Annotated in this window: 12 protein-coding genes; 2 read left to right on the top strand and 10 right to left on the bottom strand. The window is 74.6% G+C overall.

Features of this window, described 5'->3' with window-relative positions; all coding sequences use genetic code 11:
* Nucleotides 1-48: 48 nt before the first annotated feature.
* On the top strand, nucleotides 49-1,164 hold the full coding sequence (locus SGLAU_RS20730) for an acyltransferase family protein (RefSeq protein WP_043503549.1): 1,116 nt from the start codon (nucleotides 49-51) through the stop codon (nucleotides 1,162-1,164).
* A gap of 119 nt (nucleotides 1,165-1,283) precedes the next feature.
* Here the strand turns inward: SGLAU_RS20730 and leuE are convergent, their stop codons facing one another.
* Nucleotides 1,284-1,940, bottom strand: coding sequence for a leucine efflux protein LeuE (leuE, locus tag SGLAU_RS20725; protein ID WP_043503546.1), 657 nt, complete (start codon nucleotides 1,938-1,940; stop codon nucleotides 1,284-1,286).
* Nucleotides 1,941-1,991: 51 nt separating this feature from the next.
* Nucleotides 1,992-3,572, bottom strand: coding sequence for a methylmalonyl-CoA mutase (locus tag SGLAU_RS20720; protein WP_043503543.1), 1,581 nt, complete (start codon nucleotides 3,570-3,572; stop codon nucleotides 1,992-1,994).
* Between the two features lie 209 nt (nucleotides 3,573-3,781).
* On the opposite strand from SGLAU_RS20720, the gene SGLAU_RS20715 reads away from it, so the two are divergent.
* Complete coding sequence (locus SGLAU_RS20715) at nucleotides 3,782-4,729, top strand: L,D-transpeptidase family protein (protein WP_078957808.1); 948 nt, start codon at nucleotides 3,782-3,784, stop codon at nucleotides 4,727-4,729.
* A 224-nt stretch (nucleotides 4,730-4,953) separates the two neighbouring features.
* Here SGLAU_RS20715 and SGLAU_RS34480 read toward each other — a convergent pair whose 3' ends face one another.
* The 8 genes from SGLAU_RS34480 to SGLAU_RS20675 form a co-directional block, all read right to left on the bottom strand.
* Nucleotides 4,954-6,204, bottom strand: a complete 1,251-nt coding sequence (locus SGLAU_RS34480; RefSeq protein ID WP_052413840.1) for a hypothetical protein — start codon at nucleotides 6,202-6,204, stop codon at nucleotides 4,954-4,956.
* Nucleotides 6,204-6,875, bottom strand: a complete 672-nt coding sequence (locus SGLAU_RS20705; RefSeq protein WP_043503541.1) for an RNA polymerase sigma factor — start codon at nucleotides 6,873-6,875, stop codon at nucleotides 6,204-6,206. Before SGLAU_RS20705 ends, SGLAU_RS34480 begins: the two co-directional genes overlap by 1 nt.
* A 393-nt stretch (nucleotides 6,876-7,268) precedes the next feature.
* On the bottom strand, nucleotides 7,269-8,129 hold the full coding sequence (locus tag SGLAU_RS20700; RefSeq protein WP_052413839.1) for a hypothetical protein: 861 nt from the start codon (nucleotides 8,127-8,129) through the stop codon (nucleotides 7,269-7,271).
* Nucleotides 8,130-8,271: 142 nt separating this feature from the next.
* Nucleotides 8,272-8,889, bottom strand: a complete 618-nt coding sequence (locus SGLAU_RS20695; protein WP_043503539.1) for an RNA polymerase sigma factor — start codon at nucleotides 8,887-8,889, stop codon at nucleotides 8,272-8,274.
* Nucleotides 8,890-9,026: 137 nt separating this feature from the next.
* Complete coding sequence (locus tag SGLAU_RS20690) at nucleotides 9,027-9,419, bottom strand: hypothetical protein (RefSeq protein WP_099052840.1); 393 nt, start codon at nucleotides 9,417-9,419, stop codon at nucleotides 9,027-9,029.
* A gap of 260 nt (nucleotides 9,420-9,679) precedes the next feature.
* Entirely contained in the window at nucleotides 9,680-10,078 is a 399-nt protein-coding gene (locus SGLAU_RS20685) for a hypothetical protein (RefSeq protein ID WP_043503534.1), read from the bottom strand.
* Between the two features lie 213 nt (nucleotides 10,079-10,291).
* Complete coding sequence (locus tag SGLAU_RS20680; protein ID WP_043503531.1) at nucleotides 10,292-10,861, bottom strand: hypothetical protein; 570 nt, start codon at nucleotides 10,859-10,861, stop codon at nucleotides 10,292-10,294.
* Nucleotides 10,862-11,048: 187 nt separating this feature from the next.
* A complete protein-coding gene (locus tag SGLAU_RS20675; protein WP_043506863.1) occupies nucleotides 11,049-12,641 on the bottom strand; it encodes a beta-N-acetylhexosaminidase in 1,593 nt (530 codons plus the stop codon).
* Nucleotides 12,642-12,770: the final 129 nt, after the last annotated feature.

Genomic DNA, 12,770 nt, shown 5'->3' with positions numbered 1-12,770 from the left:
TGTTTGCCCCGAACGGAATTGCCGAGGAGCACGGCTTAGGGTGGCGCCGTGGTCGAAACGTTCGTCAGCCCGACTCGCCGATCGGACAAGGCGGTTGAGAAACCGCCCGCCGCCGCCGGGGCGGGGCGGCTGCGCGCCCTGGACGGGCTGCGGCTGGTGGCCGCGCTGATGGTGGCGCTCTATCACTACGGCGGCCGGGGCGGCGAGATCACCGATGCCTGGGGTTCCTCGCCGAAACAGCAGTTCCCCACGCTGCACTCGTGGTTCGCCTATGGCTGCCTCGGCGTCCAGGTGTTCTTCGTGATCAGCGGATTCGTCATCTGCATGAGCGGCTGGGGGCGGCCGCTGCGCTCGTTCTTCGCCTCCCGCGCGGCGCGGCTGATGCCCTCGTACTGGGTGGCCGTGGTGCTGGTGACGGCGGTGTTCGCGCTGCCGGGCGTGGCGTTCGCGGCGGTCTCGCCGAGCGACGCGCTGGTAAACCTGACGCTGCTTCAGCAGCCGCTGGGCGCCGACCGGGTGCTCGGCGTGTGCTGGACGCTGTGGGTGGAGGTCCGCTTCTACGCGCTGTTCGCCCTGTGTGTCGTGCTGCCGGGGGCGAGCCGGCGCCGGGTGGTGCTGTTCTGCGGGGTGTGGACGCTGGCCGCGGCGATCGCCGACGCCGCCGACGAACCGCTGCTCGACCTGGTGCTGATGCCCGAGTACGCGCCGTTCTTCATCGGCGGCATCGGCCTGTACCTGCTGCACCGTGACCGGCGGGACGCCACCGCGTGGGGCATCGTCGGGGTGAGCTGGCTGACCGGCCAGCACTACGCGGTGGCGGACCTGTGGCACAGCCCCGGCCCCGGCCACTTCTCCTACCGCTCGGCCTCGGTGATCATCCTGATCGTCACCGCGGGCTTCCTCGCCGTGCTGGCGGTGGCCCTGGGCTGGCTGCGCCGGGCCGACTGGCCGTGGCTGACCACCGCGGGCGCGCTGACGTACCCCTTCTACCTCGTCCACGAGCACCTGGGCTGGGTCGCCGTCGAGGTCTTCCACCAGGAGCTGGCGCTGCCGTCGTGGCTGACGCTGGCCGCCACGCTGGTGGCGATGCTGGTGCTGGCGCGGCTGTTCAACCGGTACGTGGAGCGGTGGGCGACGCCGCTGCTGCGCCGGTCACTGGGCTGACGCCGCCGGGCGGGCGCCCCGGCGACGGGCCGGGCGGCGTACGCCGCGGGGGCGGGCTGCCCCGGCAGGCGGGCCCGAAGCCGGGGGACCCGGCCCCTCAGGGCGCACGCCGCAGCGCTTCAGGCGCCGGCCAGTGACAGTTTCACGGCGAAGCCGAGGAACAGCGCCCCCGCCGCCGACGTGGCGCCCGCGGCCAGCCGCCGCCTGCGGCGGAACGCGTCGGCGAGGCGGGTGCCGCCGAATATCAGCAGCGACAGGTAGAGGAAGCTCGCCGTCTGCAGCAGGGCGCCCAGGACGAGGAAGGAGAGCGCCGGGTAGGCGTAGCCGGGGTCGACGAACTGCACGAAGAAGGAGATCAGGAACAGGATCGCCTTCGGGTTGAGCAGGGAGACCACCAGGGCCCGGCGGTAGGGGCGCTCCTGCGCGGACCGCGGGACGGCCGGTTCGGCCGCCGCCGTCCGTTCTTCGCCGCGCGCCTTCCACAGGGCCACGGCCGAGCGCAGCATGCCGTACGCCATCCACGCGAGGTACGCGGCACCGGCGTACTTCACCACGAGGAACAGCAGCGGGGTCGTGGTCAGCACGCTGGCCGCGCCGAGCGCGGCCAGCGTCATCAGGACCGTGTCGCCGGTGAAGACCCCGGCCGCGGCCGCGTACCCGGTGCGGACGCCCTTGCGGGCGGCCACGGACAGCACGTAGAGCGAGTTGGGGCCGGGGAGCAGGACGATCAGGAGGAGGCCTGCCAGGTAGGTGGGGAGGTCGATGACGCCGAACATGGACAGGAGTGTCGCACGGGGGTACGGCACTCCTCACGGGCGTCCCGGACGTCAGAACGCGTCCGACGGGACGTACGTCCCCCACACCTCGCGCAGCGCGTTGCACACCTCGCCGACCGTGGCCCGGGCCCGCAGCGCGTCCTTCATCGGGTACAGGACGTTGTCCTCGCCCTCGGCGGCCTTCTTCAGGGCGGCCAGCGCCGAGTCCACCGCCGCCTGGTCGCGCTCCGCGCGCAGCCGGGCCAGGCGCTCGGCCTGCTGGGCCTCGATCGAGGGGTCGACGCGCAGCGGCTCGTACGGCTCCTCCTCGTCGAGCTGGAAGCGGTTGACGCCGACCACGACCCGCTCGCCGGAGTCGGTCTCCTGGGCGATCCGGTAGGCGTTGCGCTCGATCTCGTTCTTCTGGAAGCCGCGCTCGATCGCGGAGACCGCGCCGCCGAGGTCCTCGACCTTGCGCATCAGCTCGACGGCCGCCGCCTCCACCTCGTCGGTCATCTTCTCGATGACGTAGGAGCCCGCGAAGGGGTCCACGGTGGCGGTCACGTCCGTCTCGTACGCCAGCACCTGCTGGGTGCGCAGGGCGAGCCGGGCCGACTTGTCCGTCGGCAGGGCGATCGCCTCGTCGAAGGAGTTGGTGTGCAGGGACTGGGTGCCGCCGAGGACGGCCGCGAGGCCCTGGACGGCGACGCGGACCAGGTTCACCTCCGGCTGCTGGGCCGTCAGCTGCACGCCCGCGGTCTGCGTGTGGAAGCGCAGCATGAGCGACTTGGGGTTCTTCGCGCCGAACTCCTCCTTCATCACCCGCGCCCAGATCCGGCGGGCGGCGCGGAACTTGGCGACCTCCTCCAGGATCGTCGTCCGGGCCACGAAGAAGAAGGACAGGCGGGGGGCGAAGTCGTCGACGTCCATGCCGGCCGCGACGGCCGTACGGACGTACTCGATGCCGTCGGCGAGGGTGAAGGCGATCTCCTGCGCGGGGGACGCGCCCGCCTCCGCCATGTGGTAGCCGGAGATCGAGATGGTGTTCCACTTCGGGATCTCGGCCTTGCAGTACTTGAAGATGTCGGCGATCAGGCGCAGCGAGGGCTTCGGCGGGAAGATGTACGTCCCGCGCGCGATGTACTCCTTCAGCACGTCGTTCTGGATCGTGCCCGTGAGCTTCTCGGCGCTGACGCCCTGCTCCTCGGCGACGAGCTGGTAGAGCAGCAGAAGCAGGGCGGCCGGGGCGTTGATCGTCATCGACGTCGACACCTTGTCCAGCGGGATGCCGCCGAACAGCACCCGCATGTCGTCGACCGAGTCGATGGCCACGCCGACCTTGCCGACCTCGCCGTGCGCGATCGGCGCGTCCGAGTCGTGGCCCATCTGGGTGGGCAGGTCGAAGGCGACCGACAGGCCCATGGTGCCGTTGGCGATCAGCTGCTTGTAGCGGGCGTTGGACTCGGTGGCCGTGCCGAAGCCGGCGTACTGGCGCATGGTCCAGGGGCGGCCGGTGTACATCGTCGGGTACACGCCTCGCGTGAACGGATACGCGCCCGGCTCACCCAGCTTCTCCGCCGGGTCCCAGCCCTCCAGCGCCTCCGGCCCGTACACCGGCTCGATGGGCAGTCCGGACTCCGACTCGCGTGCCATGGTGTGCCTCCGCACTACTTCGTTACTCGCCAGTACAACCAACCCTCGCCACGGACTGTAGCGACGGCCGTGCGCCCGGTGGAGGCCCCCACGCTGGGACCTTCCTCACAACGATGCCGCGCCGTTCGCGACCCGTCACGCGCGGGGAACACTCACAAAGGAGACCGGCGCGGTGCGCGGCACCGCGGTGCGGCGACGAGGGGGCGGTCATGCGGACGCGGACGGACGCGGGACGGACGAACGGGGCGACGACGGCACGGGCGGGCGCCGGACCGGCGGTCCGGGCCGTGCTGGCCGGACTGGTGGCCACGGCGGCGGTGTGCGGCTGCACCGCCCAGGCGGTCGACGCGGACGGCGAGCCGCGCGGGCCGGTGCACATCGACATCACCGGCACCGCACCGGCCGCCCCGCCCGCCACCCGGGCTCCGGCCGCCCCGGCGTCCTCCGCCCCGCCCCCGTCCGCCGCCCCGGCCGCCTCCGCGGCGGCTCCCCCCGCGACGGCGGACGGCAAGCCGGGCGTGCCGCCGCTCGTCCTGTGGTCCCGCGGCGACACCGGCCCGGGCGTCCGCGAACTCCAGGCCCGGCTGCGGCAGGTGGCCTGGCTGTTCGACGGGCCCACCGGGACGTACGACGATCTGACCGAGCGGGCCGTCCGCGGCTTCCAGGGCAAGCGCGGGCTGCCGCCGACGGGCGAGACGGACACCGTGACCTGGCAGCGGCTGCTGGACATGACCCGGGAACCGGGACGGTGGGAGCTGTATCTGATGGGCGGGCAGCCCGCCGACGCGCCCGACCCGCGCTGTCTGACCGGGCGGGTGCTGTGCATCAGCAAGTCGAGCCGGACGCTGCGCTGGATGATCGACGGGCGGACGGTGACGGCCCTCCCGGTCCGCTTCGGCTCGGAGTACACCCCGACCCGCGAGGGCGAGTTCGAGGTCTACTGGAAGTCGCGCCACCACCACTCCACGCTCTACGACGCGCCGATGCCGTACGCGATGTTCTTCAGCGGCGGCCAGGCGGTGCACTACTCCGCGGACTTCGCCGCGCGCGGCTACGCGGGCGCCTCGCACGGCTGTGTCAACGTGCGGGACGAGACGGCGATCGCGGAGGTGTTCGCCCAGGTGCGGACCGGTGACAAGGTCGTCGTCCACTGGTGAGGCGCACGACGGTGGACTGGGCGAGGAGATTGCGGGGCGCGGGCGGGACCGGGGGAACGTGTCCCGCCCGCGCCGTGTGCACGAGCCGTGGGTACGGGGGGAACCCCGGCTCCGTGCGACGGCCGATGACCAGTCGGCTCACTCAGTACTGCGCCCCGCCGGCCAAAAACGTCACACCCCTGCGGAAAAATCTTGGAAGGCAGGAAGAACCGCAGGTCAGAGCGTTATTCAGCAGGGCTGAAGGAAGGCTCGGGGGACTCGGCCGTCCGCACCTCGCGTTGCTCGCGACCGGGCGCGTCCTGTGCGGCGGCGGGCCGGCCGGCTCCGGAGCGCCCCTGCCCGTCGCCCTTTCCGCTGCCTCTGCCGCTCCCGCTCTCGTTCCCGTTGCCGTTGCCGTTGCCGTTGCCGTTGCCGGTTCCGTTGCCGCCGGAGTGACCGTTCCCGCCGCCCGCGTGGCCGTTGCCTCCGCCGTTGCCGTTGCCCTTGCCGGCATCGCCTTCGCCCTTGCCGGCATCGCCTTCGCCCTTGCCGGCCGCGCCGCCGTTGCCGTTGTCGGCCGCGCCGCCGCTGCCGTTGCCGTTGTGGCCCTTGCCGCTGCCGTTGCCGTTGCCGCCGTTGCCGCCCTGGCCCTGGCCCTGGCCCTGGCCGGACGTGGACGAGCCGCCGGAGGACCCGGAGCCGGGGTGCGTGGTCCGCAGCACGCCGTCGCAGTAGCGGCCCACCCGGGCGGAGCCGCCCGCCACCCCCGCCAGGGTGCGGCGGCGGTCGGCATCCAGGCCGTGCCCGTCCCGCAGGGCCCGGCAGGCCGCCGCGATCTCCGTCCACGACCGGCCCGCCCCGCCGGACGGGCCGGACCCGTCCTCGGGATCCCGGCCCCGGTCGCGGCCGTCGTCCTCCGCAACGTCCCGCGAGGGCCGGCCCCCGTCGGGCACGACCGAGCCGCCGGCCCCGCCGTGGGCGCCGTCCGGGGACGGGGTGGACAGCGAGCGGCCCGAGGGAGCGGCGGCCGGCACCGAGGCGCCGGGGCGCGGGCGGGGGTCGTCGAAGGGCGTCGGCAGCGCTCCGGTTCCGGCCGCGAAGGCGACTCCGCCGACCGTCCCGGCGGCCAGCGCGGCGGCCAGTCCGAGGCGCAGCGCGCGGGGCCGGCGCGGACGGCGGCCGTTCGCGCCGCGGTCGCCCGCGCGGGCGCCGCCACGGATCAGCCCGGCGCCGGCCGGACGGGCGCGGCCGGGGCCGGCGAGCGCCGCGCGCTCCTCGTCGCGCTCGGCGCGGACCTTGCGGAAGGCGGCCAGCGCGGCGGCCTCGCCGGGGAGTTCCTCGCTGGTCGGCGGGGGTGTGGCGGACAGTGCGCCGAGCGCTTCGGCGAGCCGTTCGGCCTGCTGCCGGGCGGCGGGGTCGACGGCATCCGGTGACTCGCCGCGCAGCAACCGCTCCGCTGTCTCACGGTCCAGCCACCTGTACTGCTCGTCGGCCATCACATGTCCTTCTGCGTCCGCGCGCGCATATGCGTCACACTCGCGGACGTCACCGCGCGCCCGCGCGGTTCTCGCTGTGGGGGCAGGGCGTCGAGCACCCCGGTCGATTCCGGATCGCCGCCGGGCTCGCCCAGCAGCTCGGCCAGCCGCTTCAGCCCGCGGTGCGCCGCCGTGCGGACCGCGCCGGCCCGCTTGCCCAGCGTCTCGGCGGCGGTCTTGGCGTCGAGGCCGACGACCACGCGCAGTACGACGGCCTCGGCCTGGTCCTGCGGCAGCCCGGCGATCAGGGAGAGGGTGCGGTCGGTGGCCAGCGCCTCGATGGCCTCGCCGGCGGTGTCGGACTCGGCGGGCTTGCCGCTCAGTTCGGTCTCGTCGCCGCCGATGGCGGGGCGGCGGCCGCGCATGCGTATGTGGTCGAGGGCGCGGTTGCGGGCGATCCGGGCGGCCCAGCCGCGGAAGCGGTCCGCGTCGCCGCTGAACCGTTCGAGGTCCCTGGCTATCTGGAGCCAGGCCTCGGACGCCACGTCCTCGGCGTCGGGTTCCCCGACCAGTGTCCGCACGTACCCGAGCAGCCGCGGGTGCACGGCGCGGTACACGGTACGGAACGCGGTCTCGTCCCCGTCCTGTGCCGCAAGCACCGCTGCCGTCAGCTCGGCGTCGTCCCCCAGCACCGCACTCCCTCTGCGCCTCACCGGCGCCGCTTTCGCGCGGGCGTCTGCCACGATCGCTCTGTCTTCCCCTGGCCGCGGTCCGGTGCGAATGGCACGTTACGACCTGAAACCGTTCCCCGTCCATGTCCACGGGAGATACGTAGAAGATGCAACTAACTCGTGACGCGACCTTGCCCGGACCGGGTCCTGGCGGGGTCCGTGCGGGCGCGAAAGCCGGGGTGTGACACGAAACGCCCGCTTGGCGCTGTAGGAAGTACGGGTCGCCGCGCGGCCCGTGCCGCGCGACGGCCGGGGCCTCTCCTGTGGGGGGTGGCGGCCCCGGCCGTTGCCTTGGCGGCCCTGGAGAGTGTCCGCGGGCCGGGGAGACCCGCCCGCCGACGGCCCGCCGATCCCTCAGTCCCGGCCCTGCTGCTTCCCGGTGTCCCGGTCCGGCCCGTGCTCCTCGGCCCGGCCTCCGGGGTCCGCCGGGCGGGCCGTCGGGGTGACCGGCGCGGCCGGCTTCCCCCGGTGCCCGGAGCCGCCGGGGTCCGCGGGGGTCGCGGGACTCGCCGGGGCGTCGGTGGGACGCGCCGGCTGCTTTCCGTTCGCCCGCTCGTCCGTCTGCCGCCGCGCGCAGTACCCGGGGACCTGCTCCGGGCCGCCCGCCGCGGCGACCAGCCGCTGCCAGGCCTCCGCCGCCATCGCCCGGCCGCGGCCCTCGACCCGCTCGTAGGCACGGCAGTGGGCCTCGGTGTCCGCCGCGGTCGGCGGGTGGTCCTGCCGCGCCGGGCCGGTGCCGGGCGTGCGCCCGGCCGGCCGGTCGGTGCGCGGGGCCGGGGTGTCGCCGGAGGGAGCGGTGCGGCGGCGGTCCTCGGCGGGCTCCTGCGGGGCGGAGCCGCCCGAGCCGATCCCGGCGACCGCGACGCCGCCCAGGGTGAGACTCGCCGCGAACAGCGAGAACGCGGTCCTCATCGAGCGGGCCGACCAGCGTCGCCGCCCGCGGGGCCGCCAGTCGTCCCGGCGGCGGGTGCGGGCCCGGTGCGCGCCGGTCTCCCGGGCGGCCCGGAAGGCGGCCACGGCACGCAGTTCGCCCTCGGCGTCCACCCGCTCGGCGCGCACCGCGGCGGCGAGCAGCGCCCGTACCCCGGCTTCGTCGAGGCCCCCGGCCGGGGCGAAGGGGGCGGGAGGCGGGGGGACGGCACCGTCCGGAGCCGGCACGCCGGGGTGGGCCGGGCGGCGGGCCGGCGCACCGTCGCCGTTCAGCCGTTCACCCATGTCCGCTTCCCGTCCTGTCCGACCAGTGCCCCGCACACGGCCGGGTCTGTCGTCCTCGCTGTCGTCGTCACTGTTCATTTCGGCGTGCATCGTTCATTTCGCCGTTCTTCTCACACGTCCGTGCCGACGTGCCCGCCGACGTTCATTTCGACTCCCCCAGCGTCCTGGGCCCGCCATCCGTCACACCCCGGTCGCCGAGCTGCCGGGCCAGCCGTCTCAGCCCCCGGTAGGCGGCGGTGCGCACCGCACCGGGCCGCTTGCCGAGCACCCGGGCGGCGGCCGGGCCGTCGAGACCGACGACGACCCTCAGCAGCACCGCCTCGGCCTGGTCCCGGGGCAGTGCCCGCACGAGTTCCAGGGCCTGCTCGGTGGAGATGGACTCCAGGGCCTGGTCGTGTGTGGTGTGCCGGCCCGGCAGGTCGAGCACGTCCTGCTCCAGCGCCGACGAGCGGGGCCGTACCCGCTGCCGGCGCAGGTGGTCCAGCGCCCGGTGGCGGGCGATGGTGGCGGTCCAGCCCCGGAAGCCCGCCCCGTCCCCCTTGAACCGCCCGAGGTCGCGGGCGATCTCCAGCCAGGCGTCGGAGGTCACGTCCTCGGCGTCGTCGCCGACGAGTCCGCGCACATAGCCGAGCAGCCCGGGCTGCACGAGCCGGTAGGCGACCGCGAAGGCGGCCTCGTCACCTTCCTGGGCCCGCGCGACGGCCGCGCCCAGTTCCCCGTCGTACGCCTGCGCGCGGCGGGGTTCCCCTCCCTGGCCCAAGAACTGTCCTCGCCCTAACCGGTCTGTGGCGGATCCGAACCGGGGACACGACCGCCCTTGCCCACGTCCCCCACGCTCATCAGCGCCGGTCCGCACAGAAATGTCACAGGGAACGGCGGCCGGCGGCCGGCCCGGGATCACGCCACCGCCCTGCGCGGCCTCCCGTGCAGCGTCAGGTAGAAGGTCCGCAGGGACTCCTCCGGGCTTCCGCTGTCGAAGCGGTTGTGCACCTTGCCGAGCGGGTTCCAGACCCGGCCGTCCGGCATCCGGACTCCGACGTGCTGGCCGAAGTAGGCGCTCTGCTGGGCGTCGAAGTCCACCCACTCGGCACCCGCGCGGCGCACCAGGACCTCGCCGACGTACGCGCCGAGCCCGAACAGCGTCTCGCCCACCCGCTCCCGTTCGGCGCCGCCCTTGCGCAGCCCGTCGATGAGGAAGTCGACCACCCGCAGGCTGGCCACGGAGAAGTCAAGCGGCAGCCGGTTGCGGGCGGTGACGCGGGCGACGAAGGCCCGGGTGTACGGGCGCATCTCCCTCGCAGCCGGCCTTGCGGTGTGGTCCACCCGGTTCATGAGCCCGTCCCTTCGGTCGCGCGGGAGAGTCCCCCTCCGGTTCTCCCGGATGATCAAGCGGACGGTCCTTCGCGAACATCACGGGTGGTGGACGTGTCCATTCGCACACGGACACCTCATGTCCCTCGTACAACCTTTCGGCCTCTCGCGCGTCGCGCGGCGTCCGGCGGGGGCCCACCGCGCCACGGCCCGGAGCGGCTTCCGGCCGGACGGGGTGTCTAGCGCGGTGGCCGGCCCGTGGTCGCGTCCCGGCAGAGCAGCCGCAGCGAGCCGTCGCCCGCGAAGCAGCGGCGGGCCTCGTCGACGGGGTCCCAGAGGCGGCCGTCCGGGGTGCGCACCCAGTGGTCGCCGCCGGTCGCCCACCACTCGGCGCCGGTCTGCCGGACGATCACCTCACCGGCGTACGCCCCGAAGCCGCGCAGCACCGTCCGGGCGGCGGCGTACGGGGTGCCCTCGCGGCGCAGCTCGTCGATGAACCGGTCGACGCGCCACAGGCTCTGCGCGGAGTAGTCGAGGCGTATCCGCGCCCCCTCCCGTACCGCCGCCACCGCGTCCGCCGCCCATCGCGCGGGCTTGGCCGCGGCGGAGGGCCTGATCTCCTGATGTGTCGTCGTCACATGGGGAAGAGCGCTCCGGGCGGGCGATGCGTCACCCGGATCCGGCGGCTTCCCGCAACCGGCGCAGGACCGCCCCACTCGTCCCGGAACGGTCACAGGATGTCCCCGCCGCCGGGGGTTTGGGGCCTGCCGTTCGGATCACCCCGGCGTCGCGGGGCTCGGGTCGGTCGAGAGGCTCCGGACCTCAAGCCGGGCTGATCCAGACGAAAGGCCCTAGCCGTGCCGGGCGCGCCGGGACACCACCGCGCGCAGCACCCGGCGGCCCTCGGTGGAGACGTCGAGGGCGCGGCGCAGGCCGCCGGTGCCGTGCTCGGCGAGGAGTTCCAGGACGGTGATCTGGCGGCGCAGTTCGGCGGCGACCAGCGGGGACATGCCCTCGGTGCGGCCGGTGCGGTGGGCCTCGACGGAGTCGGGGTCGTCGGCGAGGTCGAGCAGCCGGTGCACCTGGAGCGCGGCGACGGAGCAGGCGTCGGCCCACACCCGCGCCTCGGGGGCGGAGCGGACGGCCGGGGCGGCGGCGAGCATCCGGCGGACGAGCAGGGCGGCCTCGTCCTCGACGTCCTCGGCGGCCATGACGTCGGCGACGCCCAGCCGGGCACGCGCCTCGTCGAGCAGGGCGCCCCAGGCTCCGGCGTCACCGCCGTCCACGAGGTTCGCCCAGAGGGGGCGCAGCACCTCGTCGTCGTCACCGCCGAGCAGCGGCACGCACCGATCAAGACAAGCCAGTCCGCTGGCGGCCAGTCCGCGTTCGTCGGCCTGCGCGATCAGTTCCACCAGGCTCATCCGCATCTCCCCGTCCGGGCCCGTTCCGAGGCCTGCCATGGGCGCCGACCTCTACGGAGCCCGCACTTCCCCTTACTGCGTGCGACGGGCGCGTTCTGTCACAGCGGTGCGTCACCCGGCCGGACGGGGGTGCGGAGGCGGAGGTTTTCGGCCAGCGGACCGGGGGCGGCCGCAGCCCGGTCCCGGGTCAGCCCAGCCTGTCCGCCAGTGCCTTGAACTCGGGCCAGTCGAGCGGGGGTTCGCCCGGGTCCCAGAGTTTCTGGACGGTGGCACGCAGGGGCATGCGGATGCCCTCCGCGACCTGCTGCTGGGTCTGCGCGCCGGCCAGGTCGCACCAGACGGCGAACGTTCCGCCGAGTATCTGCCCGTCGTACCGGGCGGGCACGGCCTCGGTCCCGCGCAGCACCCGCGGGTTCCACTGCTCGTAGATCCGCTGCCCGGTCGGGTAGACGAAGGTCTGCGGCTCGCCGAGCACGTAGTAGAGGAACTCGTCGTTGTAGTTGATCACCTGGCGGCCGGCGCTCAGGTACTCCGCCGGCTGCCGGGCCCCGATCTCCTTGCCGGTCCAGTAGGCGACCTGGATCCGCTCGTCGGCGGCGACCGAGGCGTCCCGGTAGAACCCGTCGTTCCAGGCGCGCGGCGTCTTGCGCTGCGCACGGACGGTCTCCGCCCGGTCGTTGAGCCAGTCGGTGGCGAGGTCGGCGACGGTCCCGTCCGCGCCGTACGCCTCCCGCGCGGCGGCGGCGAGCTGCGGGTAGGACGCCTCGGGGTCGGAGGCGGTGAGCGCCCGGTACTCGTCGCCGCCCAGGTGCCAGGGCGCGCCGGGGAAGAGGTCGGCGTACTCGTTCAGCAGGTCGTCGACGATCCCGGCGGCGTCCGGGTCGGAGATGTCGACCGCGCCGCTCGCCGCGACGCCCTGCGCGTCCCGGAGCTGGAGGTCGGGGTGGGCGGCGATGACGGCCCCGAGGTGCCCGGGCGAGTCGATCTCCGGTACGACGGTGATGTGCCGGCTCTCGGCCAGCTCGACGATCCGCCGCACCTGCGCCTTGGTCAGGTGGTCCTTCGACACGACCTCCGGATGCGTGCCGGACTCGATCCGGAACCCCTGGTCGTCGGAGAAGTGCAGGCCGAGCTGGTTGAACTTCAGGTCCCCCAGCTCCCGCACCCGGTCCTCGATCCAGCCCGCGTCGAAGTGCTTGCGCGCGATGTCCAGCATGAAGCCGCGCTGGGGCTTGGCCGGGTCGTCGCGGACCACGCCCTCCGGGGCGCTGCCCCCGGCGCGCACGGCCTGCTTCAGGGTGCGGGTGCCGTAGAAGACGCCCGCGTCGTCGGCGGCGGTGATGGTGACCCGGCCGCCGCGCACGGTCATGGTGTACGCCTCCGGGTCCGCGCCCTCGTCGTCACCCAGCGCCAGCCGGACGTCCCCGGCCCGCACCTCCCCGTTCTGCCCGCCGTACGTCATCCCCAGCTCACCGGCGATCAGCCGGCCCTCGTCGGCGAGGTCCGGATCGCCGACCACCACCCGGTGCCCGCGCTCGGGCCGCCACCCGGGTCCGCGCGCGGGGGTGTGCGCCCCCACGGCCGGGATGGTGCGCGGCGCGGAGGAGAGGGGGTGGGTCGGGCTCGGTTCCGGGGTGCCGGGGGCCCGGCGCGCCGGTTCCCCGGCCGAGGTCCGCCGCGCGGAGCCCGCCGGCTCGCCGCCGCCCCCGTCGCCCCCGCCGGCCCACAGTCCGAGGCCCGCTCCGGCCGCGACCACCACGGCGGCGGCCCCGGTGGCCATCGCCGCCACCCGCCTCCGCCTCGCCCGAGTCGCCGACACGCGGCGCCTGTGCTGGCTCACGACGCCAACGTACGCCCGAAGCGGACGACGGGCGTCCACGAGAGGTCCTCAAACCTCCCCGTCCGAGTG

Source organism: Streptomyces glaucescens (assembly GCF_000761215.1).
Classification (GTDB): domain Bacteria; phylum Actinomycetota; class Actinomycetes; order Streptomycetales; family Streptomycetaceae; genus Streptomyces; species Streptomyces glaucescens_B.
This window is presented reverse-complemented; position numbering and strand designations above follow the sequence as displayed.

Bases quoted from the DNA above. Each gene is read 5' to 3' on its own strand.
- SGLAU_RS20675 (WP_043506863.1), bottom strand. From the start codon at position 12,641: ATGGCCACCGGGGCCGCCGCCGTGGTGGTCGCGGCCGGAGCGGGCCTC.
- SGLAU_RS20715 (WP_078957808.1), top strand. From the start codon at position 3,782: ATGCGGACGCGGACGGACGCGGGACGGACGAACGGGGCGACGACGGCA.
- SGLAU_RS34480 (WP_052413840.1), bottom strand. From the start codon at position 6,204: ATGGCCGACGAGCAGTACAGGTGGCTGGACCGTGAGACAGCGGAGCGG.
- leuE (WP_043503546.1), bottom strand. From the start codon at position 1,940: ATGTTCGGCGTCATCGACCTCCCCACCTACCTGGCAGGCCTCCTCCTG.
- SGLAU_RS20700 (WP_052413839.1), bottom strand. From the start codon at position 8,129: ATGGGTGAACGGCTGAACGGCGACGGTGCGCCGGCCCGCCGCCCGGCC.
- SGLAU_RS20690 (WP_099052840.1), bottom strand. From the start codon at position 9,419: ATGCGCCCGTACACCCGGGCCTTCGTCGCCCGCGTCACCGCCCGCAAC.
- SGLAU_RS20680 (WP_043503531.1), bottom strand. From the start codon at position 10,861: ATGAGCCTGGTGGAACTGATCGCGCAGGCCGACGAACGCGGACTGGCC.
- SGLAU_RS20720 (WP_043503543.1), bottom strand. From the start codon at position 3,572: ATGGCACGCGAGTCGGAGTCCGGACTGCCCATCGAGCCGGTGTACGGG.